The 25647-nt window shown below is 60.4% G+C and carries 21 protein-coding genes; 8 read left to right on the top strand and 13 right to left on the bottom strand.

Annotation, left to right across the window (positions count from 1 at the left end; translation table 11 throughout):
- Positions 1–204 precede the first annotated feature (204 nt).
- The 5 genes from AC07VU_RS21765 to AC07VU_RS21745 all read right to left on the bottom strand — a co-directional run bounded on the left by AC07VU_RS21765 (position 205) and on the right by AC07VU_RS21745 (position 4076).
- Positions 205–966: an HvfC family RiPP maturation protein gene (locus AC07VU_RS21765; protein ID WP_495030462.1), complete on the bottom strand. Its 762-nt coding sequence runs from the start codon at positions 964–966 to the stop codon at positions 205–207.
- Positions 959–1843: an HvfB family MNIO-type RiPP peptide maturase gene (locus AC07VU_RS21760; RefSeq protein WP_274306624.1), complete on the bottom strand. Its 885-nt coding sequence runs from the start codon at positions 1841–1843 to the stop codon at positions 959–961. Before AC07VU_RS21760 ends, AC07VU_RS21765 begins: the two co-directional genes overlap by 8 nt.
- A gap of 65 nt (positions 1844–1908) precedes the next feature.
- Positions 1909–2295, bottom strand: a complete 387-nt coding sequence (locus AC07VU_RS21755) for an EF-hand domain-containing protein (protein WP_101337749.1) — start codon at positions 2293–2295, stop codon at positions 1909–1911.
- Between the two features lie 202 nt (positions 2296–2497).
- Positions 2498–3418, bottom strand: coding sequence for a GDP-mannose pyrophosphatase NudK (gene nudK / locus AC07VU_RS21750; RefSeq protein ID WP_495030461.1), 921 nt, complete (start codon positions 3416–3418; stop codon positions 2498–2500).
- A 37-nt stretch (positions 3419–3455) separates the two neighbouring features.
- Entirely contained in the window at positions 3456–4076 is a 621-nt protein-coding gene (locus AC07VU_RS21745) for a TetR/AcrR family transcriptional regulator (protein ID WP_053260883.1), read from the bottom strand.
- Positions 4077–4229: 153 nt separating this feature from the next.
- Here AC07VU_RS21745 and AC07VU_RS21740 point away from each other — a divergent pair, with 153 nt between their 5' ends.
- The gene (locus AC07VU_RS21740) at positions 4230–4670 is read left to right on the top strand and encodes a hotdog fold domain-containing protein (RefSeq protein WP_053260882.1); all 441 of its coding nucleotides are present in this window, start codon (positions 4230–4232) and stop codon (positions 4668–4670) included.
- A 58-nt stretch (positions 4671–4728) separates the two neighbouring features.
- Here AC07VU_RS21740 and fabV read toward each other — a convergent pair whose 3' ends face one another.
- From fabV to AC07VU_RS21720, 4 genes are all read right to left on the bottom strand, one after another.
- The gene (fabV, locus tag AC07VU_RS21735) at positions 4729–5925 is read right to left on the bottom strand and encodes an enoyl-ACP reductase FabV (RefSeq protein ID WP_007921004.1); all 1197 of its coding nucleotides are present in this window, start codon (positions 5923–5925) and stop codon (positions 4729–4731) included.
- A gap of 209 nt (positions 5926–6134) precedes the next feature.
- Positions 6135–7424, bottom strand: a complete 1290-nt coding sequence (locus tag AC07VU_RS21730) for an NAD(P)/FAD-dependent oxidoreductase (protein ID WP_495030460.1) — start codon at positions 7422–7424, stop codon at positions 6135–6137.
- Positions 7424–9013, bottom strand: a complete 1590-nt coding sequence (locus AC07VU_RS21725) for an amino acid permease (protein WP_495030459.1) — start codon at positions 9011–9013, stop codon at positions 7424–7426. Before AC07VU_RS21725 ends, AC07VU_RS21730 begins: the two co-directional genes overlap by 1 nt.
- A gap of 436 nt (positions 9014–9449) precedes the next feature.
- Positions 9450–12041 (bottom strand): EAL domain-containing protein, encoded by a 2592-nt coding sequence (locus tag AC07VU_RS21720; protein WP_495030458.1) that lies wholly within the window; start codon positions 12039–12041, stop codon positions 9450–9452.
- Positions 12042–12451: 410 nt separating this feature from the next.
- On the opposite strand from AC07VU_RS21720, the gene AC07VU_RS21715 reads away from it, so the two are divergent.
- From AC07VU_RS21715 to AC07VU_RS21695, 5 genes are all read left to right on the top strand, one after another.
- Positions 12452–13393, top strand: coding sequence for a LysR family transcriptional regulator (locus AC07VU_RS21715; protein ID WP_495030457.1), 942 nt, complete (start codon positions 12452–12454; stop codon positions 13391–13393).
- Positions 13394–13526: 133 nt separating this feature from the next.
- Positions 13527–15176, top strand: coding sequence for a GMC family oxidoreductase (locus AC07VU_RS21710; RefSeq protein WP_495030456.1), 1650 nt, complete (start codon positions 13527–13529; stop codon positions 15174–15176).
- Positions 15177–15192: 16 nt separating this feature from the next.
- Entirely contained in the window at positions 15193–16647 is a 1455-nt protein-coding gene (locus AC07VU_RS21705) for an aldehyde dehydrogenase family protein (protein WP_495030455.1), read from the top strand.
- Positions 16648–16703: 56 nt separating this feature from the next.
- Positions 16704–17696, top strand: a complete 993-nt coding sequence (locus AC07VU_RS21700; RefSeq protein WP_495030454.1) for an amidohydrolase family protein — start codon at positions 16704–16706, stop codon at positions 17694–17696.
- Positions 17697–17873: 177 nt separating this feature from the next.
- Positions 17874–18386, top strand: a complete 513-nt coding sequence (locus AC07VU_RS21695) for a nuclear transport factor 2 family protein (RefSeq protein ID WP_495030453.1) — start codon at positions 17874–17876, stop codon at positions 18384–18386.
- Between the two features lie 176 nt (positions 18387–18562).
- Here AC07VU_RS21695 and AC07VU_RS21690 read toward each other — a convergent pair whose 3' ends face one another.
- The 3 genes from AC07VU_RS21690 to AC07VU_RS21680 all read right to left on the bottom strand — a co-directional run bounded on the left by AC07VU_RS21690 (position 18563) and on the right by AC07VU_RS21680 (position 22803).
- On the bottom strand, positions 18563–19453 hold the full coding sequence (locus tag AC07VU_RS21690; protein WP_495030452.1) for an abortive infection family protein: 891 nt from the start codon (positions 19451–19453) through the stop codon (positions 18563–18565).
- 64 nt (positions 19454–19517) lie between these two features.
- The gene (locus AC07VU_RS21685; RefSeq protein WP_495030451.1) at positions 19518–21383 is read right to left on the bottom strand and encodes a DUF7380 domain-containing protein; all 1866 of its coding nucleotides are present in this window, start codon (positions 21381–21383) and stop codon (positions 19518–19520) included.
- A gap of 517 nt (positions 21384–21900) precedes the next feature.
- Positions 21901–22803, bottom strand: a complete 903-nt coding sequence (locus AC07VU_RS21680) for a hypothetical protein (RefSeq protein WP_495030450.1) — start codon at positions 22801–22803, stop codon at positions 21901–21903.
- A gap of 410 nt (positions 22804–23213) precedes the next feature.
- Here AC07VU_RS21680 and AC07VU_RS21675 point away from each other — a divergent pair, with 410 nt between their 5' ends.
- Together AC07VU_RS21675 and AC07VU_RS21670 are read left to right on the top strand one after the other, a co-directional pair.
- Positions 23214–23522 (top strand): hypothetical protein, encoded by a 309-nt coding sequence (locus tag AC07VU_RS21675; RefSeq protein WP_495030449.1) that lies wholly within the window; start codon positions 23214–23216, stop codon positions 23520–23522.
- Between the two features lie 171 nt (positions 23523–23693).
- Complete coding sequence (locus AC07VU_RS21670; protein ID WP_495030448.1) at positions 23694–24266, top strand: hypothetical protein; 573 nt, start codon at positions 23694–23696, stop codon at positions 24264–24266.
- A gap of 112 nt (positions 24267–24378) precedes the next feature.
- Here the strand turns inward: AC07VU_RS21670 and AC07VU_RS21665 are convergent, their stop codons facing one another.
- On the bottom strand, positions 24379–25539 hold the full coding sequence (locus tag AC07VU_RS21665) for an IS30 family transposase (protein WP_092422781.1): 1161 nt from the start codon (positions 25537–25539) through the stop codon (positions 24379–24381).
- Positions 25540–25647 lie beyond the last annotated feature (108 nt).

Here is a 25647-nt window from a genome sequence, read left to right as displayed (position 1 = left end):
CACCGCCGATTGCTGCAAAACAGCCGCAGCTTGCGCTGCGGCTTTGGTGTTTCTGCACAGGGAACGTTCGATAACAGCCGCATATCCCCGCAGCCTGCGATCGGCTGCGCAGCAGACGCAAACCCGGGCAACGCGGTGTGCCAGGGACAACGTGCAATCAGGTTTTACGACGGCTACGCCGCCGATCGCAGGCTGCGCCAGCGGCTACACAGGGCCAATAACGCCCTGGCCGTGCATCTGTCGCAGCAGGCTCTGGCCATTGGCGAGAAAGGTGTCGAGGTCGTCGATGCCCGCTTCCAGGGCCAGGCCTTGCAACTGGTCGCGACCGTGGAGTTGGGGGAACGCCTCGATACGCTCCAGCAGGCGCCAGGCCAGCGGGCTGAGTTCGCAGAAGCGCACGCGGTAGCCGGCATCGCGGCAGATCAGCAACAAGGTAGGTGCTTCCCCGGGCTCGCTGGGACGCCAGGTCGGGCCCAGGCGCTGCACCGGCCAAGCGTAGGCCAGCGGCCAGGCCAGGGACGACAGGCGCAAGGGCTGGGTCAGCAGCCGTCGCGGGTCGCTGGCCGGCAGCGGTTCGGCCTCGGTCTGTTGCAGGGCCATTTCGATCCACTCGTAATGGCTCAGTTCGACCATGAAGGCCGGCCAACTGCCGTCCTGCAAACCGGCGGGCGTGGAAGCCATCCAGGCCACGAACTCGCCGGCGATCTCGCCGAACTTTGGCGTGGCGCAACGGTGCTCGCGCAGGAAAACCCGCAGCAGCCGGCGCCAGCCCGTCTCGCCGAGCACCGAACGCAGCACCGGAAAAGTACCGCTGAGCAACGACTGCAGGTTGTCGAACACCAGCTCGCGGTAAATCTCCACCCGCGCGCGGTCCATCCCGGCGGGCGGCGTCCGGTGCTCGGGGTCGCGCAGGTAGGCGGTCAGGGCCTGTTGCTGGGCGTCGAAGGCGATCATCGGCTTATCCATGGGCCAGCCTCCCCTGGGCCTGACAGGCGCTGGCCTGCAATTGGCGGATGCTGTCCAGCTCGCCCAGCAGCTCGGCGAATGGCGGGAAGTTGAAGTCCCGTTCCAGTAGCGTCGCCTGCACGCCGAACAACTCATAGGCCCGCGCCAGCAGCCCCCAGACCACCGGTTTGACCGGCGCGCCGTGGGTATCAATTTTCAGGCTTTCCGACTCGTCGTAATGCCCGGCCACATGCATCGCCACCACCCGCTCGGGCGGCAGGCCGGCAAGAAAGGCCTGGGGCTCGAACCCGTGGTTCACCGAGTTGACGTAGAGGTTGTTGACGTCCAGCAACAGGTCGCAATCGGCTTCGGCCAGCACCGCGTTGGTGAAGGCCAGCTCGTCCATGTCCTGGCGCGGCGCAGCGTAGTACGAGACATTCTCCACCGCCAGGCGCCGACCCAGCACCTCCTGGGCCTGGCGGATGCGCGCCGCGACATGGCGCACCGCCTCTTCGGTGAACGGCAGCGGCAGCAGGTCGTAGAGGTGCCCGTCGTCGCCGCAGTAGCTCAGGTGTTCGCTGTACAGCGGCACATTAAAACGCTCGAGAAACTGCCGCACTTCCCGCAGGAACCCCAGGTCCAGCGGTGCCGGGCCGCCGAGGGACAACGACAGCCCGTGGCAGGTCAGCGGGTAACGCTCGGCCAGGGCGCGTAACGCGGCGCCATGGGCACCGCCGATGCCGATCCAGTTTTCCGGCGCCAGTTCCAGAAAGTCAAAAGCGCCCGCTGGCGCCGTATGCAATGAGTCGAGCAAGGCACGACGCAAGCCAAGCCCCACGGTTGCCGAAACGGGCAGCCGCGGAGCCTGGGCAGATAACACGCTGTGAGAGGGTTGCATGGGCCAGTCTCCTGGTTGCCCCGGAAAAAACCGGGGGGCACCCGGGTGCCCCCCGCCACCGTCGATCAGGACTCGATCGCCGCGCCGCACTTGCCTTCGCCACATTTGCCTTCGGCCGAACCGGCCTTGGCTGCCAGGTACTGCTTGGCTTCGCTCAGGCTGATGGCGCCATCGTGGTTGGCGTCGATCTTGTCGAACTCGGCGGCGCGCTCGGGGGCGGCGGCGATGAACTCCTCGCGGGAGACCTTGCCGTCGTGGTTAGTGTCGGTCTTGGCGAACTTGTCTTCGCCGCACTTGCCTTCGGCCGGGGTCTTGACCCCGTCGGCCGCGGCCAGGGTGTAGCCCTGGGACAGCTCGGTCATGCTCAGCGCCGAAGCGGCGGTGGACAGGCCCAGGCCGCCGACCAGCGCCAGGCCGAGCGCGACGTTGGAAACATTGGAGAGTTTGAACATGCTGATACCCCTTCGATGGATTGATTAACGGTTCCCGCCACCGACACCGAGAAGCTCGGTGCTGGCGGGTGGGCGTAGTTAATCCTCGGGGTGTATCCGGGTTGTGTGCGCAACCGGCGCCAGAACAAGCAGGTGTATCAGCAGCGGGCCGATACACACTCCGATACAAGGCCGTCGGTCAGCCGGCCAGTTGAGCGCTGGCTCAACTGGCCGAAGTGCAACGCGGGATGTCCTGCAGCGAACGGTAGACCGGCAAGCCCAGGCGCTCACCCATGGCGACCAGGGCATCGGCACGGGCGCAGGCCCCGCCGATCCGCAGCAGCGCGTCGCAACGTTGCAACTGCTGCCGCGCACGCGCCTGGAACTCGTCGGCAGCGCTCGAAGCGTCCGCCGCCAACCCCAGCCACTGGCCGAACACGGGGCTGTGCCCGGCCTCGAACAACTGCGCGGCCCAGTCATCCAGGCTGGCGACCTGCTGCGCCAGCGCCGCCGCATCGTCGGTGGCCGAGTACCGAGGCGCGGCCACCAGGATCGTCAGGCGGCGCGGCGGAATCAGGCGCAGTTCCAGGTATTGCAGGAGCATGATGGTCTTGCCGTCGACGATCTCGCCGCTGCGCACCATGTCCAGCGCCTGCTGGTAACCCAGCTCCAGCACCTCGATGTCCTCGCCCTCTTCCTCCAGGCCGCCACCGTCGCCGATACGGTCGTCGGGGGAGTATTCGCCGATGAAAAAGTGGATGCGCTCGGTGACCGAGCCGGGGCTCATGAAGGCTTCATAGACCTTCTCGACCGCGCCGACGCGGTAGCCGGTTTCCTCTTCGGCTTCCAGGCGGATGCGCTCCTCCGGGCTGGCATTGTCCAGCAGGCCGGCGGCGGTCTCGATCAGGTAGCCGCTGTGGTCGTTGACGTAGGTCGGCATGCGGAACTGGCGGATCAGCAGCACCGTGCGCCGCTCGCGGTTGTACAGCAGGATGGTGGCGCCATTGCCGCGGTCGTAGACCTCGCGGGTCTGCGCCTGCCAGCTGCCGTCGCGGCGCTGCAGGTCGAAGCTGTATTTCTTCAGCAGGTACCAGTTGTCGGAGAGCATCTCCTCGGCGGTGATGCGCACGGGTGCGGCTTGCATGGTCTTCCCTCTTGGCAATGGGGTGTCGTTCAACTCGTCACTGATGGGTGCCGATCGAGCGCCAGGCAGCCTCGGCCAGTTCCTGGCGATAGCTGCTCGGGCTGCTCTGGACCCGGCCGGACAACCAGGCGCGGCAGTAGTTTTCCGCCTGCCCGACGATCAGCGACGGCAGCAACTCGGCCGGTATTGGCGGTAACTCGTCGGCCCGGGTGTGGGCTGTCAGCCATTCGCGTAACTGGCGGTTGCGTAGTTTGTTGCGGTTGACCAGCTCTTCGGCGAACGGGCCCTTGGCGACCGCATACCGCGCCTGGAACTGGAACCGCGCCCATTCGGGCTGGGCATCGACCCAATCCACATAGCTGTGCACCAGCGCCTGCACGCCCTGCTCCAGGGTCTGGGCGTCGCTCATGTAGCGCTCGCGCAGGCCGGCCTGATCGTCCAGCGCGGCGAAAAACAGCGCGGCCACCAACCCTTCCTTGTTACCGAAGTGGTGATAGATCGCACCGACACTGGTATCGCAGGCCGCGCGGATCATTTCGATGGTGGTGGCTTCGATGCCCTGTTCGTTGAAGCACGCCAGGGCTCGGCGGAGGATGTCGCGTTTGAGTTCGGCCCTGCGGCCGGGGTAGCAGCGTTCAAGCAGATCGATCGTGTCCATTGCCCATCACAAAACCAAGGTCCAGGGAACAAGGCGCGCACGCCTCAGTGAATGGTTGCGCCAGCTTGACATATTTCGCGAAAGCCGAATATTGTTCTTTTACAGAATATTATTCTGTAAATCCCAAAAACAATCCCGCTACGAGGCATCACCATGAGTCAGGTTCTCAGCATGTTCAGCGCCGCCGGCCCGGAAAAATTCACTCAGATGGCCTGCCAGATGGCCCCCTACTTCAGCACCATCAATCCGTTGATCGCCGAGCTGAGCGCGGGACGTTCGGTGGTGCAGGTGCCGTTTCGCAAGGAGATCACCAACCACCTGGGCACGGTGCACGCCATCGCCCTGTGCAACGCCGCCGAACTGGCGGCCGGGGTGATGACCGACGTGTCGATCCCGGCCGGCGCGCGCTGGATTCCCAAGGGCATGACCGTGGAATACCTGGCCAAGGCCAAGACTTCGGTGCGCGCGGTGGCCGATGGCGGCGCGGTGGACTGGAGCAGCAGCGGCGACAAGATTGTCGCGGTGGAAATCTACGATGAGGAAGACCTCAAGGTCTTCAGCGCGCGCATCACCATGAACGTGAAAACCGCCTGACGCAGAAACGACAACGCCCCTCATGGGAGGGGCGTTGGCGATGACGCGTTAAGTTCGCTTACACCTGGATCAGGTTGGCGATCTTCACGTCCGGATCGACATCGGCTTCATAGTCGACGCCGTCGATCTCGAAACCGAACAGGCGCAGGAATTCCTGCTTGTAGCCGGTGAAGTCGGTCAGCTGGTAGAGGTTTTCGCTGGTGACTTCATCCCACAGCTGCTTCACACGGTCCTGGACGGCAGGTTCCAGTTCCTTGTAGTCGGCACGCAGGCGGCCTTCCTGGTCGATGATCGGGTTCGGGTTGTACAGGCTGTCCTTGTACAGACCGTAGACCTGTTCGATGCAACCTTCGTGACTGCCCTGCTCTTTCATGACCTTGAACAGCAGCGACAGGTACAGCGGCATGATCGGGATCGCCGAGCTGGCCTGGGTCACCACAGCCTTGAGCACCGATACCCGCGCGTCGCCGCCCAGGTCCGACAGTTCCTTGCGGATGCCGATGACTTTCTGGTCCAGGTCCTTCTTGGCTTCGCCGATGGAACCGTTCCAGTAGATGTCGTGGGTCAGCTTCTCGCCCAGGTAGGTGAAGGCGGTGGTCTTCGCGCCTTCGGCCAGGACGCCGGCTTCGTGCAGCGCGTCGATCCACATCTGCCAGTCTTCGCCGCCCATCACGGCCACGGTGCCGTCGATTTCTTCCTGGGTGGCTGGCTGCAGGGTGGTTTCCTTAACGATTTCCTTGTCGGTGTCGACACCGCGCAGGGTCACCGATTTGCCCAGCGGCTTGAGGGTCGAGCTCAGGACTTCGCCGGTTTTCGGGTGGGTACGGCGCGGAGCGGCCAGGCTGTAGACCACCAGGTCGATCTTGCCCAGGTCGCGCTTGATGGTTTCGATGGTCTGGCGCTTGACTTCGTCGGAGAAGGCATCGCCATTGATGCTCTTGGCGTACAGGCCTTTTTCTTCGGCGAACTTGTGGAAGGCCGCGGTGTTGTACCAGCCGGCGGTGCCGAGCTTGCCGTCAACGCTGCCGCGCTCGAAGAACACACCCAGGGTGTTGGCGCCGCAACCGAAGGCGGCGGTGATACGTGCGGCCAGGCCGTAGCCGGTGGAAGCGCCGAGCACCAGTACGTTCTTTGGCCCAGCGTCGATGGTGCCTTGTTCGGTGACGTAGTCGATCTGTTGCTTGACGTTGGCTTCGCAACCGACCGGGTGGGTCGTCACACAGATAAAGCCGCGAACGCGGGGTTTGATGACCATACACAATCTCCCAATTTCAATATGCCAAGAGCCAATACGGGCTGCAGCAGCGTCACTTGTTCAAGTCGTAGACGCTCGGAACGTCCTCGCGTCACGCCTTGGGTTTTCAATGAGTACAGATTTGCCCGCCAGCATAAGTTCATTCCGGGGTTTGGGCCAGAAAACGCTGAGATTGCTCCATGGCCTGTACAGCCAGGGAAAAGCGGCGGTCATTTGTTCAAACGGTGGGCATCGTAGGCATCCAGGGCCTGATAGGCGCTGTAGGTCGCCTGCGCCGCAACCAGGCCGGCCAGGCCGAAGGTGGGCACCAGGCCGAACTGGCCGAACCCCTGGGGAATCGGAATGGCCTTGGCGATGGCATCCGCCAGCACCTCCCCCGCCACCGTGGTCGGCGCCATGCCGTGACCGCCAAACCCCACGGCATGCCACACGCCGTTATCGTCCCGACCGATCTGCGCCATCTGCTGGCGGCCATAGCTCATCAGCCCGCCCCAGGAATACTCGATCTCGACGTCGGCCAGTTGCGGGTAGACCGTGATCAGGTCGGCTTTGAGCAAGCCGGCGATCGCCTGCGGGCCACGATTGAGGATGGAGATGCGCCCACCCCAGAGAATCCGGCTGTCCGCCAGCGGGCGGTAATAGTCGAAGGCAAAGCGGGTGTCATAAATGGCCGACTCGCAGTCGATCGCTTCCCGCAAACGCTCGCCCAGGGGCTCGGTCGCCACCACATAGGTGGCAATCGGCAGCGTCGCCCGCTCCACCGGCCGGTACAACCCACGGGCGTAACCACCCGCGGCGAACACCACCTGTTCGGCCAGGACTTCGCCGCCAGCGGTCCTGACCAGGTACTTGCCGCCCTGCCGCTCGATCGCCAGGGCCGCCGAGTGTTCATGGATATCGATGCCGTAGCCGGCGACAGCCGCCGCCACGCCATAGACATACTTGAGCGGGTGGAAGTGAAAGGCATTGCTCTCGAACAAGGCGCCGAAATAGCGCTCGGTCTTGAGCTTTTCGCGCAACTCGCCTGGCGCCACATACTGCCAGTCGACGCCGTAGACCTCCTTCATCAGTTGCCGAGGTTTTTCCAGGCGCGCCGGGTCGTTGAACCAGTTGGCCAGCAGCACGCCCCTGTCGGTCAGTTCGCACTGGATACCGTATTGCCGGACGCGCTGGCGGATCAGGTCGACCGCGTCGATGGTCAGCCGGTAGAGCCGCCGCGCTTCCTCGCGGCCCAGGGTCTTGAGCAGCTCGGCATTGCCCAGGCAGTAGCCGCCGAATACAAAACCACCGTTGCGCCCCGAGGCGCCGTGCCCCACGGTGTGGGACTCCAGCACCACCACGTCGGTCACCCCGCGTTCGGCCAAACCCAGCGCCGTGGAAAGCCCGGCCAGCCCGCCGCCCAGAATGCACACTCGGGTCTCCACCCGGCCGCCGAGCGCCGGATAAGCGGTCTTTTCAACCGTGGCCTGGTAATAACTTTCGAGAAAATCCTGACTCATCACTTGGCTCCGACCTGGGTCATTCGCACAGGAAGACCCGCATTCTCATTCATAGCCGATTCCAGCGGCGGGCAAGTCTCGGACTTGTTGCGAATCATCGAAAAGCTCATGTCATCGAACCTGACAAACCTGGATCTACTGATGAGCTTGTGCGCCAGCCAGATCGCCAGGAACAGCACCAGGCCAATATAGGTGGCGGTCAGCCCGGCCCAATCGATCGAGTCGCCGAGCAGGGCTTGATAGTTCTGCCCCAGGGTGACGAACAGGCACAGGACAAAGGCAAAAATCGGCCCGAACGGAAAGAACCGCGACACATAAGGCAAGTTGCCCAGGTCATGGCCCTGGCGCACATAACCGCGACGAAACCGGTAGTGGCTGACCGCAATGCCCAGCCAGGCGATAAAGCCGAGCATGCCCGAGGTGTTGAGCAGCCAGTTATAGATCTGCCCCGGGCTGAAGATGAAGGTCAGGAAGCACAGGGCCGCCACCGTGGCCGTGGCCAGCAGCGCCCACCGCGGGGTGCCGGATGCGCTCAAACGGGCGAAGATCGCCGGCGCCTTGCCCTCCAGGGCCAGGCTGTAGAGCATCCGCGAGGAGGCGTACATACCGGAGTTCCCGGCGGACAGCACCGAGGTCAGGATCACCGCGTTCATCACCACGGCCGCGCCGAGCATGTCGGCCCGTTCGAAGATCAGGGTGAAGGGGCTGACACGGATATCGGACACCCCATTCCTCAACAGGCTCGGGTCGTTGTAAGGAATCAACAGGCCGATGATCAGGATGGTCAGCACGTAGAACAGCAGGATCCGCCAGAAGATCTGCCGCACCGCGCGCGGCACGTTTTTCCCGGGGTCCCGGGTTTCACCGGCGGCGATGCCGACGAACTCGGTGCCCTGGAACGAAAACCCCACGATCATCGCCACCCCGACCAGGGCCCCCAGGCCGCCGACAATCGGCGCATCGCCAATCAACCAGAGCCTGGGGCCGGCATTTTCGCCGCCGCTGAGAATGCCGAACAACATCAGAATGCCCACCGTGATAAACAGCAGGATAGTGATGACTTTAATCAGGGCGAACCAATATTCGGACTCACCGAACAAGCGCACCGAGGCCATGTTAAGTGCGGTGATGATCAATAGAAAACCCGCACTCCAGATATACCCCGGCACCTCCGGAAACCAATAAGCCATGATGATCTGCGCGGCCACCAGATCGACCGCAATGGTCACCGCCCAGGCATACCAGTAGTTCCAGCCCAGGGCGAAGCCGAAACTTTCATCGACATACTTCGAGGCATAAGTCGAGAACGAACCGGTGACCGGCATGCAGGACGCCAGTTCGCCGAGACTGGTCATCAGGAAGAACACCATGGCGCCGATGACCACAAAGGCCAGCAGCGCTCCGCCCGGCCCGGACTGGGCAATGGTCGAACCCGAGGCGACGAACAGCCCGGTACCGATGCAGCCGCCGATGGCGATCATGTTCAGGTGCCGGGACGTCAGGGTTCTTTTCAGTCCGCCGGCGGTTTTCTCATTATGAAAGTCGCCCGCTGTATCGCACGCAGCCGGCACTCTTGTGGAGTCTGTCATGGCTTACCTTCTTATTATATTTAAACCACCCATGATTGAATCATGCTGTTTGGAAGTGTTCGCGAATTGTTTTTCCACCCCCACTAAAGCCCACAAAAATACCGCTGACAAATGATTTTCCCGAATCACATCAGTCCCATACGGAATACGCCAACAGTTACAAAACCCAATAATCAGAAACACTAAACAGCCACAACTAAACATCTAACAAACCGTCAGGTTTAATTGGTTTTCGACGGCATAAAACAGAAAATCCCTACACACTAACAACTTGACTTAAAGAACAGAGTGTTTGAATGCCCACGCCCATGCCTGGCCCCGGGCAATGCCCGCAGCGGCCTTGGAAAGAAGGAAAAGAGAGGGTCGTGCGCAGGCCCGTCGCGGTCCACTTCGCGTCCGCCTGGAGGGCGGCGCTGGCCCCCCATCGACCGGCCGCCTAACTCTGCCAGCCCACAAACCACTGCCCGAACGCCCGGGCCGGCAACGGCGAGGAAAACAGCTGGCCCTGCCCCACGTCATAGCCCCGCGCCTGCAGGATGTCGCGCTGCGCGGGGTGTTCGATGCCCTCGGCGATCACCCGCAGGGACAGGCCCTTGCCGATGCCGATGACCGCCTCGCTCAAGGCGCGGCAGGAGGCGTCGTGCTCCAGCTCCTCGACGAAGCTCTGGTCCAGCTTCAGCTCATTGATCGGCAAGCGCCGCAGATAGCCCAGGCTGGAATAGCCCGCGCCAAAGTTGTCGATGGCCAGGCGCACGCCCAGGGTATGCAGGTCCTGGAGGGTCTGTTCGGTGGTCGGGCTGCTGCACAGGAAAACGCCCTCCGTGACCTCCACGCACAGGTCCGCCGGCTGCAGGCCGCAACGCTGCAACTGGCGGGCGATCAGGGCCGCCAGGTTGAGGTTGTGGAAGTTGATCGGCGACAGGTTGACCGAGATGGACGGCACCCTGATGCCCGATCGGCGCCAGCGCGCCAGTTGCTCGCAGGCCTCGCACAGCACCCACTGGCTGAGGTAGTTGATCAACCCGCACTCCTCGGCCAGCGCGATGAATTGCCCGGGCGGGATAGTGCCCAGGCTTGGATGCTCCCAGCGCGCCAGCGCCTCGACCCCGACCAGGCCGTTGCTGTGCAAGTCGATCTGCGGTTGATAGACCAGATGCAGGCCGTCGCTGGTCAGGGCCTGGCGCAGCGCCGTCTCCAGCTGCAGGCGCTGCTGGGCGAGCTGGTCCATCTCCTCGAGGAAGAACCTGAAACCGCCGCGCTCGGTACGCTTGGCCTGGTACATGGCGATATCGGCGCAATGCAGCAGGCTTTCCATATCCTGGCCGTCGCTGGGGTACAGGCTGACGCCGACACTGGCCGAAGGCACCACGGCGGTCCCGGCAATATCGGCCGGGGCGCCCAGGGTCGGCATCAGGCGTTCGAGAAAGGTCGTGACCCGGGTAGCGTTCATCCGGGGCAGCACCAGCACGAACTCGTCGCTCGACAGCCGGCCGACGATGTCCGACTCGCGCAGCACGCTGCGCAGCCGTTGCGCCATGAGCTGCAGCAGCTCGTCGCCCGAGGCATGCCCCAGGGCCTCGTTGACCTGCTTGAAGCGGTCCAGGTCGACATACAACACCGCCAGTTCGCCCTGCTCCAGGGCCACCTCGGCAATGCTGCGGTTGGCCTCGGCCAGCAGGGAACTGCGATTGGGCAAGCCGGTCAGGGCATCGGACAAGGCCATGTGGCGGATCGACTGGCGCGCCTCCTCGCGCTCCAGCGCCAGCATGCACAGGTGGGTCCCGGTCATGATCAGGTGGGCATGGGTGGTATCGGGCTTGCGGCTCTCGCGAAAGTACAGGGCAAAGGTCGCGCACACCCTGCCGGCGCTGTTGCGCAACGGGATCGACCAACAGGCCCGCACCCCGGCCTGCTGCGCCAGCAAACGGTAATCGGTCCACAGCGGATCGGTGTCGATATCGGTGACCAGCACCGGCTCGCCGCGAAAGGCCGCGGTGCCGCAGGAACCGGCGGCGGGCCCGATCGGCAGCCCCTCCATGTTCCTGGCGTAATCAAGCGGCAGGCTGGGGCTGGCCAACGGGTGCAGCAACCCCTGCGGGTCCACGCCGAGGATCGAGACGATGACCTCCGGCGCCAGGCGCTCGATTTCCTGGCACAGCAGCGTCAACACGCGTGCCAGGGGCTGCTCTTGCAACAAGGCGCCGATGACCTTGTCCTGCAGTACTTCGGGCAGCCTGGAACGGGTGATGTCGGTGAACACGATGACGATGTTGCCGATCCGCCCGCCGGCGTCGAACACCGGCGCCGAGCAGACCTGCACCCACAGCCGCTGGCCGTTGCGCTTGCTGACCAGGCCGCAGGCTTCATGGGGCTGGCCACTGAGGATGCTCTCCAGTTGCAGCTCGTCAGCCTGGACCTGCCCCGGGGTATCGGTGACGAAGAACATCTGCGGCGAGCGCTCCAGCAACTCCTCGCGGGAATACCCCAGCAAGCGCATCAGCCCGTCGTTGATGTAGATCAGCCGGCCGTCGGCGTCGACGATGCAGGTGGCCGAGCTACTGGCATTGACCGACATCGACAGCAAGCGCTGCTCGATATCCTTCAGCCGCGTCTGGGTCACGTCCTTGAAAAAGGCGGCATACAAAATGCGCCCCTGCAGGGTGATTTTCGAGATCGCCATCGCGCCCCAGCGCTCTTCGCCATCCTTGCGCGTGATGCAGACATCGCGGCTGGTGCCGATGATCTTGTTGACCCCGGTCTCGCCGTCGTTCCGCGAGCGGATGGGGATCGGCACCAGCGTGCTGACGTCGCTGCCCAGCACCTCGCACCGTGGACAGCCCCAGAAACGTTCGGCCGCCGCGTTGAAGAACACCACCTGGTTGCGATCGTCGATGATCACCACGGCATCGTTGGCCTGTTCCAGGGTCTGCACGAAAAAGTCCGCCGCCTCTTCTCCGGTCGTTGACCCGACGCTCATATCCATGGCCGCCACTGCATGCATGCCCTCACTGTCATCGTCCCTGATCACCGTAAAGCGCCATTAACCGCCCTCGAACTGGAGGGGCCCGTCCTCGAAGCAACACCCGATACGGCTCAGCAAGGCTGAGAAAAGCGTTTTTACCCGGGCGAGCAGGACATCAGGCCATCGGCATGGACATGGATCTTTTAGGCCATCGACCTGAAATTAGAGAATAGCCGCGAAGTGGCCGGCCCATGGAAAACCGTGCGATCCGCGCCAAACCTCGGCAACGCCAGGTAGCCCGGGCGTCTGTCCATCGGCAACAGCCCCCCGTCCGTCGCTCCGGGTGGCAACTTCATCTCTGGCCGGTTCGCCACTTGCGTTGTCCGATGCGCTTGGCTTCTCATGGCGCCCCTGAGCAGCACGCGAACCTGCGTGTTTCTTTTCAGCTTCCTCAACCCAGGGCAACAGGAGTGGCGGTGAATAAATTCTCGGACATGAGCACCTTCGTCGCGGTCGTCGAGGCGGCCAGTTTTTCCGAAGCCGGGCGACGCCTGGGGACCACCAAGTCGCTGGTCAGCCAACGCATGCAGCAGCTGGAAAAGCGCCTGGGCGTGGTATTGCTGACCCGTGGCCGGCCGCTGAAGCTGACCGAGGCCGGCCAGCTGTTCTACGCCGATTGCACACGCATCCTGCTGGACCTGGCGCGCGCCGAAGAGTCGGTGCAGGACCACCAGGCCAGCCTCGGCGGCACCCTGCGCCTGGCGGCGCCGATGGCCTTCACCCCGCGCTACCTGGCGCCGTTGCTGGCGCGCTTCGCCCTGCAATACCCGCAACTGTGCGTCGACATGGAAGCCCATGACCGGGTGGCCAACCTGCAGGATGGCCATTTCGACGTCGCCATCCGCCTGGGCAACCTCCACGACTCCTGCCTGGTGGCGCGGCCGCTGACCGAGAACCGCCACCTGATCTGCGCCAGCCCCGACTACCTGGCGCGCCAGGGCACTCCCGAGCACCCCGGCGACCTGCAGCGGCACGACGGGCTGATCTACTACAACCGCGAACCCAACGGCATGTGGAGCCTGCCCATGGACGGCGCGCAGCACTCGTTCCGCGTCCGCGTGCGCATGCGGACCGACTCCGGGCACCAGTTGCTCGAAGGCGCGCTGGCCGGCCTGGGACTGGCGATCCTGCCAACCTTCCTGGCCGCCGACGCCCTGCTCGACGGCAGGCTGGTGTCGGTGCTGGACGACTATGCGCCGTCCGGCGGGCAGATCTCGGCGGTGTACCTCAAGACCCTGAAAACCCCGCCCAAGGTCCAGGCGCTGATTCAATTTCTCGGCGAGGAAATCGGTCGCCCGGCGCCCTGGGACGCGGCGTTGATCGCTCGCGGGCTGCTGCCGGGCGGCGCCACCGCCTGAGCGCGCAGGGCCCGCCGCCTGGTCAAGCAATACTGAACCAGCGGTTCACTTTACAGTGGCTGTCGCTCAACCCGAGCGCACCTTAGCCTCAGCTTCCATCTGACAGGCATTCGCCTGCTATGGGAGATGAGCGATGAGTCACCACCAACCAGAAAATCCTTCGCGCCGCAAACTGCTGGCCCAGACAGTCGCCGGCTCGGCGACCCTGGCCATCGGTTCCATGCTGGGCGCCGGCCCCGCTTTCGCGGCAGCCCCGCAAGGCGCCAACGGCAAGCGCGACGGCAGTGCCGGCAACCCGGTGGACGTGCTGATCATCGGTGGCGGTTCGGCCGGCGCGGTCATGGCCCGGCGCCTGAGCGAACGCCGCGAGCGCAACGTGCTGCTGCTCGAAGCCGGCCACGTCTACGGCACCCGCGACTACCCGAAAGTCATCGCCAGCAGCGACAGCGTCGGCGGCGATGCCGGCAGCGACTGGGGCTACCAGACCTTGCCCGGCTATATCGGCCACCCGATCCACGCGATTCGCGGCAAGGTGTTGGGCGGCAGCTCGGCGGTCAACGGCGCGGTGGCGATCCGCGCCCGCAAGCAGGACCTGGTCAACTGGAACCTGCCGGGCTGGTCCTATGAAGAATTACTGCCGTCGTTCAAGAAGCTGGAAAAACGCAACACCGGCAGCAACCAGCTACATGGTCACGACGGCCCCCTGCCGGTGCACCAGCTGACCCGCAATGACATCAGCCCCATGCAGCGGGCCTTCGTCGACGCCACCGTCGCCAACGGTTTCCGCATGATTGACGACTTCGACGGCGCCGACGCCAAGGGTGTCGGTCCCTACCCGATGAACATCGTCGACGGCGTGCGGGTCAACACCGGCATCGCCTACCTCGACAACGCCGTGCGAGCCCGCGGCAACCTGCAGATCCGCGGCGACGTGCTGGTGGACAAGGTGCTGTTCGAGGGCCGCCGCGCCACCGGCGTGCGCCTGGCCAGCGGCGAAGTCATCCATGCGAACGAAGTCATACTCTCGGCCGGCACCTACGGCAGCGCGGCGATCCTGCTGCGCTCGGGCATTGGCCCGCGCGAGCACCTGGCGTCGCTGTCGATCCCCCTGATCGCCGCCCTGCCCGTCGGCCAGCGGCTCAAGGATCACCCCTTCTACTACAACGCCTACGCCGCCCGCCCCGAGCTGATCGGCAAGCAGTCCCCGGCCATCGGCGCCAAGCTCTGGACCCACAGCTCCACGGCGAAAAACGGCGACCTCGACCTGCACATCACCGCCACCCACCTGTTCCCCCACGACCAGAGCCCGACCCAGGTCGGTTTTGTCCTCGCCGTGGCCCTGACCCGCCCGCTGTCGGTGGGCAGCCTGAAACTGGCCAGCCGCGACCCGGCCCAGGCGCCGCTGATCGACCTCAACTTCCTGGCCCAGGCCGAAGACCGCGCCCGCCTGCTGGAAGGGGTGCGGCTGGCGCGCAAGATCGGCCAGACCGCGCCGCTCAAGGACCTGATCCACTCGGAACTGAATCCGGGCGCCCAGGCCACCAGCGACGCGCAGATCGAGCAGTCGATGCTGGCCACCCTCGACACCTACCACCACCCCACCTCCACCGCCCCCATGGGCCCTGCCGGCGACCCCGGCGCGGTGGTCGACCTGGAAGGCCGGGTCCACGGCGTGCAGGGCCTGCGGGTAGTCGATGCGTCGATCTTCCCGGACGCCATCTCGGTCGCCACCAACATCACCACCATCGCCACCGCCGAATACATCGCGCGTCGCTACAGCTAATGTGGAGAACACTGCCATGACCACGCAAAACACCGCTGCCCAACACTGGATCGACGGCGCCTGGGTTGATTCGACCGAACACCGCGATTCCATCGACCCGGCCACCTCCCGGGTCATCGGCCACTACGCCGATGGCGGCGCCGCCGAGGCCGATGCGGCCATCGCCGCGGCCGTGCGCGCCTTCAACAGTGGCTGGACCGACGACAGCGCGTTGCGCGCCCGGGTCCTCGACGAGCTGGCCGCCGCCTTCGAGCGCAATAGCGAGGCGCTGATCGAGCAACTGGCGCTGGAGAACGGCAAGATCAAGCCCGAAGCCCGCTTCGAAGTCAGCATGGTGCCCTCCAAGCTGCGCTACTACGCGGCCCTGACCCGCACCGAACGCGGCCACAGCGGTACCCCGCGCCCCGACGTGCTGTCCATCGTGCTGCGCGAGCCGATGGGCGTGGCCGGCATCATCGTGCCGTGGAACTCGCCGGTGGTGTTGATGGTGCGCTCGCTGGCACCGGCCCTGGCCGCCGGCACCACGGTGGTGATCAAGATGCCGGCGCAGACCGCGCAGACCAACGCCCTGCTGGCCAGCGTCATGTCCGAGGCGCCTTCCCTGCCGCGCGGGGTGATCAACCTGTTCACCGAGTCCGGCGGCGAAGGCTCGCGCCGCCTGATCACCTCGCCCCAGGTACCGGTCATCAGCTTCACCGGTTCCTCCGCCACCGGCCGCGCAATTTCCGCGGTGGGCGCGCAGTCGCTCAAGCGCTTCGGCCTGGAGCTGGGCGGCAAGACCCCGCACCTGGTGTTCGACGACGCCGACCTCGACGCCGCCCTGCCGGTCCTGGAAAAAGCCCTGACTGTGTTCGCCGGGCAGTTCTGCATGACCGGCTCACGACTGCTGGTGCAGCGCGGCATCGCCGAGCAACTGCGCGAGCGCCTGGCCGCACGCCTGCAAGCGGTGCGGGTCGGCCCGGCGTCCGACCCGCGCAGCGACATGGGCCCCTTGATCGACAAGGCCAACGTGCAGCGGGTCGATCAAACGGTTGAAGCGGCAATCGCCGCCGGCGCCAAGGTCATAGTGCGCGGCGGCCCCATCACCGAAGGCGAGCTGGCCAACGGCGCCTTCTACCGTCCGACCCTGCTGCAAGTCAGCGACTCGAAGCTGGATATCGTGCAGAAGGAAACCTTCGGCCCGGTGCTGACCCTGCAAGTCTTCGATACGGAAGCCGAAGCCGTGGCCCTGGCCAACGACAGCGAATACGGCCTCGCGGCCGCCATCTGGACCCGCGACACCAAGCGCTCGCTGCGCGTGGCGCGCAAGGTGCAGGCCGGCACCGTGTGGATCAACGACTGGGCCAAGGTCTACGACGAATTCGAGGAAGGCGGTTATCGCCAGTCCGGCCTGGGCCGCCTGAACGGCGTCGCGGCCATCGACGATTTCATCGAATACAAGCACATCAGCCTGTCGACCGCCGAGGCCTAGGCCCGGCTGAGTCAAAGCGCTACGTACCTGTTTATCCTTAAAGAGGCTACATCAGCATGAAAGGCAAAATCGTACTCGAGGAACACGTCAGCACCGAGCTGAACAACAGCCTGTGGGATGCTTCCGGCGAAGCCACGCGCAATGGCCGGACCTATATGGCGGATGTGGAAAAACGCCTGCTGGACAGCGACCAGCGCATCGCCGATATGGACCGCAATGGCATCGACCTCGCCATCCTGTCCCTCACCTCCCCCGGCGCCCAGTCGCTGCTCGATCCGCGCCAGGCCATCGCCTTCGCGCAACGCACCAACGAGCAGATCACCGAGCAGTTCGTCGCCCGCCACCCGCAACGCTTCAAGGCCTTCGCCACGGTGGCCCTGCAATCGCCCAGGGCCGCGGCGGACGAACTGGAACGTGCGGTAAAGGATTACGGCATGGTGGGGGCACTGATCAACGGCTACACCAACATCGGCAACGCCGATACCGCGCAGTACCTGGACGAACCGCCGGTATGGGAATTCTGGGAGCGGGTCGCGGCGCTCAACGTGCCGGTCTACCTGCACCCGCGAGAACCGCTGCCAAGCCAACGGCGGATCTACGAGGGTTACCCATCGCTGGTCGGCTCGGCCTGGGGCTTCGCCCATGAAACCGCGACCCACGCGATCCGCCTGATGCTCAGTGGCCTGTTCGACCGTTTCCCCAACCTGACCCTCATCCTCGGCCACCTCGCCGAAGGCCTGCCGCTGATGCTGCCGCGCCTGGAACACCGCCTGCACATGCAACGCGAAGGCGAAGGCCTGGGCAACGCGAAAAAACCGGTCAGCCACTACTTCAGCCACAACTTCTACCTGACCACCGCCGGCCACTTCCACACCAAGGGCCTGCTGGATGCCATCAGCGAAATCGGCGTCGATCGTGTGCTGTTCTCGGCGGACTACCCGTATGAAAGCATGGCCACGGCGAGCAACTGGTTTGATCAGGCGCTGATCAGTGAGAACGATAGGGAGAAGATTGGGCGGGGGAATGCGCGAAGATTGTTTGGTTTGTAGAAATCAAGAGCCGGGTATCCGGGTGGCTTGCTGGCTGCCCGGGTATCCGCGCTCTGCTTCAACTGCCCCACCAACCTTGAGTCGACAAGCGCCATAAATCCGCGTCCTAGACTCCAGGAAGCGACACAGCAAGAACTTCAATTCACCCCTGAAACACTTCATTGAGCAGGCAATAAAATGGCCAATCTCGCCGCAATCGAAAAAGCACAAAAAACCAAAGCCCCGATCGACGTCGTCAGCGCCTTCCTGGCCAACACCGCCAAGGACAGCGTCGCACACGCCGCCGCCCAACTGGTCAGCGAAGACGCCACCTATGTCTCGCTGAACTTCGACAACCCCGAACTGCAACAGATCGAACCCTGGGCCGGCACCCGCAAAGGCCGACAGATCTACGTCGACACCTTCTCCAACGTCGGCACCTACTGGGACATCAACGACTTCTCGGTCACCGATATCTTCGGCGAAGGCGAAAAAGTCGCGGTCTTCGGCAGCTTCACCTACACCTCGGTCGGCGTGGGCCATCGCTTTACCTCGCCGTTCTCGATTCTTGCCAAAGTCATCGACGGGAAAATTGTTTATTTCCAGTTTATGGAAGACACCTATGCCTCAGCGAAGTCGTTTCGGGTGAGTGGGGAATGGGTGATTCAGTCGACGAAGGGGGGGCAGACGTTCGAGGTGGGGGCGGATTAAAGCTGATTTTGAATCGTTACTAGTTTGGTAGAGGTTTGAGTGTGTGCTTTTGGCCGAAAGGAACCGCTCATGGCAGGCGGCTTTCGGCCAATACTGAACGTTCAGCCTAGATGTGCGGTTGGTCCAAAGTCGATTCCCTTCTGCATGTAAGTAGCAACAGACGGAAAACGATCACATCATCGAGCCTGTACGATGGCCGTTTGCTTCATCACGTAGACAGATACGACTCCAGCAAGATGGTTTGCGAGTTGAGCAAGATCAGTTGAAGGCGGTATATACCCTTCGCTTTTTCCGTGCGATGAACTTTTGAAATTTCGAGTTTCACCAATAGATTTACTGATTGTAATCGCGCCCTGGATCATTTCCGCAGTCACGGAGTCGAGAGTATTTTCAGCTTTCAGTATGCCCAAAGTCTTTCTAATTAGCTTTTCAATTGGGAGAGTCTCGTACTCGGTCGCACGTAGCGATTTGAGGCAACCTTTCAATACCGTCTCAATGTGGGAGCAACTCAACGTTATCGACTGCTCAGGGTCAGTGAGCACCGTATTTCGAGCCTTCAACCAAGAATCCAGCAGCATTGAATTACGGCTAAACATGGCATCGAGATCCGAATCAATTTCAGCCTTCTCAATAGTCAAAAACTGGCTAAGCGACTGGACCACTGACGTAGTTTTTTTGAACTCTCTTTCGAGATTTTTCCCAATGTCAGCAACGAGTGAATTCAGAACATTTTGATCACTTAAACGCCGCTGCATATCTGTGCCCGCTTTCTCCAATGAGCAGAGATGCCAGTAATCATCATCGCTTGGACGAGGCACTTCCCTCCAACCAATCATTAGCTCTTGGCTATTGAATGCTAGGTAGCAGGCTGTATGACCAATGGGGTCGCCTTCAAGATCTAGGATTTGGTCAAACGCGACGGTTTCGCTGTTTCCTCCAACCCCAAGACCGCCTACTAAATCCAGAATTTTTTGCTCGAAAACTCTTAATCCTTGCAGTAATTGCAGGTTCTCATTTTTGACCTTTGCTGATTGGGCAGCCAACTCTGCAAATCCATCATTACTCATATTGTTTTACAACCATGTTGAGAAATAAATCAGCCCCCTTTTTCGTAGCCGGGGCCTGTCATTTTTAATGAGCTACTTCTTGGATTGCCGGCTGAATGTGAGTTTTCCAAATTTTCACAACAGGGCTGCAAGTGATGTGAAATATTAGCCAGCATGCATAGATACATGGGGCGCTGTAGCAGTTACTTGCAGTGAGTTTGCCGTGAGCCATCTCGTGCCTCAGCATAGGCCCGCCTTTTAGGTTGAAAAGCAGATGGAAAATGTATGTTATGTCCTTGCCAAATGCCTGCTCTAATTCATCTTTACGGTTCGAGTACATTTGACTGAGAGACTGGTCTTCCTGTGTAAGATCAACATTGAGCTTTGCTGTTCTGGCACCTCGGTTAGTAAGCACGTATCGGAGAGAATTTTCCAATTGAGGAATAAGAGCATGAACAGCAGAAACCATATCTCCTTGAATCATTCGAGCGAAGCCTAGTGCAAAAATTGCTTCGTGCCCTGGTGGTACAAAAGCGCTGTGTGAAACGAGTGGCTCCAAATGTCTCTCGTCGATGCACTCGTACTGGGTCATAGTAATGCATGAAGGCTTAATGAAGGCTTCGGTTTCAACATGATAGTGAAACCCAACTTCTATGAGGGCTTCATGATCAAACCACTCTTCAGAAGGCTTGTCTCCGAAACCAGCTGATGGAGATTGAGCAATCATCTTTCCTTGCTGGTCTGAATAACTTTTCCCCATGCTTGAAGATAGAAAGTATTTATTTTTCTTTTGAAGGCAGTTTTTATGTAGCGCAATTTTCTCTGGCGGCCTCGAAGCAAATGCAAATTGGTACAGCATTTCGTGAACTTCCAGACCCTCGAAATCATCAATCGTTGCCTGTCGTGCGTCAGTTAGGTCTAAGGGGATGCTGAACTCACCCAGTTCCGATAGCGAGTCTTCCTCAAATTGCTGTAACTCTACCTTTAGCTCATTGATTCGCTGATTCATTCCACCAATAGATCTGAGCTCGCCAATCGCTTCTCTTGTCCATGACGCCTTAGCCATATTTGAGTCGACTGCATCTCTCATCCTTAGTGTCTGGTCAACAGCGGTTACCTTGCACTTGGCTGAGGCTTCTTTTTCACCTATTTTGGAATATGCATAAGCGGCCTGTAGCCAAATTTTTTTCACTGCTTCCGCGTACTGTTTGTCCTTGGTAGCGTTAGCCATTGACTCTGCATCCTTGGCTACATCTCTCCAGCCAAACAAGCCGAAGCTCTGACCTAGGGAGGAAAGTCTATAGAAAGAAATTAAATTTAATTTTTCTTTAGTAATCTCATAGGCTTTAGCGAACGTCTCTTGTGCATAATCCGGAATAGCCTTTCTCTTTCCGATTGACGCGTATATCGCAAACGCTCGCTCAATAAGATCAACAACCTTTGAGGGGACTTCGAAATCTGACTCGTATTGGTACAGCAGATCTCCAGTAAAGAACAGATTCACGGCATCGAGGTACGAGGTCGAAGCAATCTCTGCCATTCTGTGAAGCTTTTTATTCGTGTACCAGCAACTGTCTGCGATTCGTGCACGAAGCAATGGATGGTCGATATGGTCAACCACTTGCGTTAAGGCGTCCTGCTGCTCACCTATGTAGTCACTCGGTATCAGTGTTCTCCGACCATCCATGATCATTTGAGGACTGAACGCGTCAGTCCTATTGGGTTTGAAGTGGTAACTGCAAATCACCGCAAGCACACTGTAAGCGCGTCCGGCAGCGCCATCTCCCAACTCTTTGGCAGCTTGAGCCGCCCTTTGAAATACATCCTGCAATGTATGGAAGTGGAGGCTGTTCGTCATGGTAAGGATGGAAGAAAGATTGACGTGCTCAAAGTCATCTACGGTCGCCACGTCCATCACGGGTTGGGTTCCCTTTTGCTCCTGCTCACCCACATTCAAATCCTCCACGATTCAAGGTGGAGTCAGCTTATCCGAATTCGCGCTGATAGCCACATGCTACTGGACGGCCCTCTGTAGGGGTCTATAGGCAGTGGCAGTCGTTAGTATCAGGGCGGAAGGGGGTCAGCAGGCTATTGAGGGCTTCTGTCTAACACCAGTCATTCCACGAATCTCCGCGAAGGGACGTTAGCAGCCATTGACGAACAGCTACATTCGATGCATTGCATGAGTTCGCGAGAGGCCGCTACTGGCCGTCAGCGATCGCTTGCCGATGTCGGCTTCTGGCCGATTTTTGCCCTTGGAGAAGGACGGTTCACGACCCAAAGTCGACTTTCTCGATGGACGGAAAGCGGTCAATTATGGACATTGCAGATCGTTTCAACAGCCGGGACGACACATTCTGAACCCGACCGAAATAAAGTCGTCTGTATTGCCAAAGAAATGACATTTACCGTTGGCAAACATCATCGTTAAAAAATCAGAAATGTGTCCAGAAAAGGTGCTCACTGGCCTACTTCTCTTTGTTATCACGTAGGAAGTCATACGCGCTCGGGATGTTGTCTTTGCCCCCGTCGACGAACTTTACCGACCAGTAAGAGTAACCGTACAGCTTAGGGTGCTGCACCTGAAGCGCCTTCACCGCGGACAACGCGAGCGTCATGGCCTCCTTCCTCGTATGGCTCGTTCCCTCCCACAACTGGCCGTATGCCGCCAACCCCAGGATTACTGGCCCGCCATATCCCTTCAAACGAGCAAAAGAGGCTTTCTGCCGGTTCCCAGACCCATACTTGCGGTCATCAAAGGCCTTGCACTCTTTCGCGGTGCATTTGCTGTAGGCCTGAAGGCTGACAAAGGCGGCCTTGGACAAAGGAATTTTTGGATCGTTCAAGTGGCTTGCATGTGTGGTTATACCCACTTCAAAGCCTAAGGCGTTGGCTCTGGCCTTGAAGTCATCGAAGGCTTCCACATGTGACTTGTACCCGCAAGGTGGGTGTTTTTTCCATCCGCCTTCGAGGTCTAGTTCAAACGCGGAAACGATCCCCTGCTTGGCCATCGCCCTCACAGGTCCTTCCTTGGGATCAAACAGGGAGTTTACGGCGTCCTTGGTTGGCGGCAGATAGACCGTGCTAATCACCACCTTGGACCTATCTGAAAGTTTCTTCGCCAAGGCCAACTGAGACTTAACGTCACCTATTACCTCGGCTTTTGCGGGATTCGCGCAGGTCCCAGCCGCCGGCGCATGAGTGAGCATGATATGGACGCGCCTAATAGATGCGTCATCTAAGCGCGACAGCATGGCGAGCTCAGATGCATTGTCCCACCAGATCCCCCGGCCAGAGAGCACATCAGGTAGGTCTGCAGCACTTGCAGCACTGGTGAGCAGACTCAATGCAGTGGCGTGTAGCAGGTGCATTTTGGATACCTCTCTGTAGGTATATCAGGAGCGCGCTCTATAAGGCCAATGGTCACTTCAGGATCATAGTCAGAAAATTACTGTTCTGCTGGGCACTATTCCCCAGCCAGGTGGTAGGCCCGCAGTAAGCGCGCTCTGGTCGCACACAGGCTAGATGGGACACAGGCGGAGGTGATAGTGATGAGGAGATAGTGTGCGTGGCGCACGCAAAATCGATTATGGGAGTACGAGCCATCCTAGCCAGTCTCAATTACTAGCGCAGCTATCTTCATCCTCGGCCACTCTCCTGACATGCAATGGGCATCTTGAACTCCGGAAAAATCATAACTGCGGGACTGCCACAGGGTGATTTGCCATGGAGGGCAATGCCGACTATTCCTATGGACTACGACACATTCCATGGAGAATTCATGAGCACACGACTGGGACGCACTTTATCGACGATCGTTTTCCTATTAACTATCGCGTGCCAAGTGGAAGCCCGCGCCTACCACAGGGACAACATCGAAGGCGGAGGGCTGATCAATCTGTGCAACGGAGGGCGTGTCTATCCTGCCGGCCAGGCCTTGTACAGTGGCTCGGCATCAGAAACGAACTGCGCCCGTTTTAACAGGGACTACCAGGCCATTCGAGCCGCAGGCTGGAAAGCAACGTCGGTTGGTGCCATCCATTGGTTCGGCGTGCTAGGGGAAGACAAGTTCCCTAACGCAGGGCCCTAATCGGTTCCTGCGTTAGGGACGGCTCAGCCAACTTTGTGCACCGTTTTAAAGTTACAGGTAACTGATCACCACGCAAAAGCGTCAGTGCCATCTGCACAGAGCGATATGTGCTAGCAATTTGCCAATACTTTGCTAAACCCAAAGCATTGCCCAAAATTCAGGGACGTTGCGATGACTCCTAGCCGACTATATGTACTTGTTTTCGTTTCCTCTCTTGCTGCCTGCACGTCCCCCCCCGAGAAGCCAGTTCTCCTTGTAGACGCGGTCAAAGCTGAAGGCGGTGAACCAGCACCATTAGATAACGACGAGTTCCGTCGACTGTTCGAGGAAAAGCTGAACCAAGCCCTAGAGTTTTGTTCTCCTATTCTCTCCGGGATGGAAGCCGACTCTACGGACGGCGCAAGAAAGGCATTTTGGCTGTCTATGGGTGGACTCCTAGCTGGATCAGTAGTCGCCCCCGGCCTGACCGCAGCAAATGCCTCAGCAAATGCTGGCTGGATAGGGGCATTTAGTGGCTTTGGCGGGGCAGCCGGATTTGCTGGGAAGAACTATGAATCCCTTGGTTTGAATGGCCGCGGTCAGGCAAGTCAGCGAAACGACATTGTTGAGCGCTTTCGAACCCACATAACAACTGCACTGGATGTTCAGCAGGACAAACAGACCCGGCTAAATGCTTTGTATGGGGCAAAGGTCGAGTGCGTAATATACCGAGCATTCACCCCCCAGCTAAGCGTTGAAAAATGAAGCGCCTAAGATCGAGGCAGTAGTAAGTGGCATATTCGAACCGCTACAGCCGCCGTTGCGGATCTAGTTGTATATAGTATTAGGTGGGCAATGACGGCTTTTGACTGTGGATTCAACCGGTCGACGCAACAGATTGGCTAAATCGTTCAGCGGGTGTTTCGTAGTCTAGTGTTTTCCGAGGGCGGCTATTTAGCTGCCTTGCGACTTCATTGAGCGTGGCTTGCGAGTGATCCGCAAGGTCGGTTCCTTTCGGGAAGTACTGCCTTAACAACCCGTTGGTGTTCTCATTCGATCCCCGTTGCCAAGGACGATGAGGATCGCAGAAGTAGACCTTGATGTCGGTAGCCACCGTAAAGCGCTTATGGTCAGCCATCTCTTTTCCGCGATCCCACGTCAGCGATTTGTAGAGTTCTTGGGGTAAGTTGCGGGCGCTTTCGATCAGGGCGCTGATGACCGTCTCGCTATCCTTACCGTCCAATTTCACCAGCATTACGTAGCGGGTATGACGCTCAACAAGAGTGGCAATTTGGCTGTTCCTGCTACCGCACAGCAGGTCGCCTTCCCAGTGACCTGGCACCGCCCGATCCTTAGCCGCGGCCGGGCGTTCGCGGATCGATACCGCGTCAGTGATTCGACCGTGATTTTCTTTCTTCTGCGTGTGATGGCGCGAGCGACGCATGGCCCGCGTGCGCCGTAAATGCTCAAGCAACTCTTTCTTCAGAGCCCCGCGAGCCTGTATGAAGAGTGTGCGATAGATCGTCTCGTGTGACACCTGATAGCTCGTATCGTCCGGGTAGGTACGCTTCAACCAACCGGCAATTTGTTCCGGTGACCACTGCAATTGAAGCTTGTCTGCAACAATTTGCGCCACCGTTCGGTTCTCAACAAGTTTGCAGACCTTAGGTCGATGCGCACGATCCCAGGCAGCCTGATCAGCTTGATTAGCCCGGTAGCATCCTTGGCCACCGTTGCGTTTGATCTCACGACTGATCGTAGAGGCTGCTCGCCCTAGCAGCGCGGCCATGGAACGGATCGAGTTACCTGCCACCACTGCACGCGAAATCTCTTCGCGCTCAGCCAACGTCAGCGCCAATCTGGACCTGCGGCGTACAGCGGGTCTGATACCGCCTGTTTCCGCCAAGATGCGCTGTATCGATGAATGGTTTCGATCAAATAGTTGGGCTATGTGCTGGAGAGAGTCGCCTTTCTGCCAGTGATCCCACATCAGTTTTTTCTGGCTTTCGGTGTAATAGATCCGAGGTCTCTGCTTCATCTGCAACACTCCTTCTGCTTACACAGAATTTAGTTGTGTTGCATCGACCGGTTGAATCCACAACCGATTTCTGCCTTCCACGACCGGCTGAAACCGACCCTTTGCAGG

Source organism: Pseudomonas sp. GW821-FHT02B10 (assembly GCF_059421865.1).
This window is presented reverse-complemented; position numbering and strand designations above follow the sequence as displayed.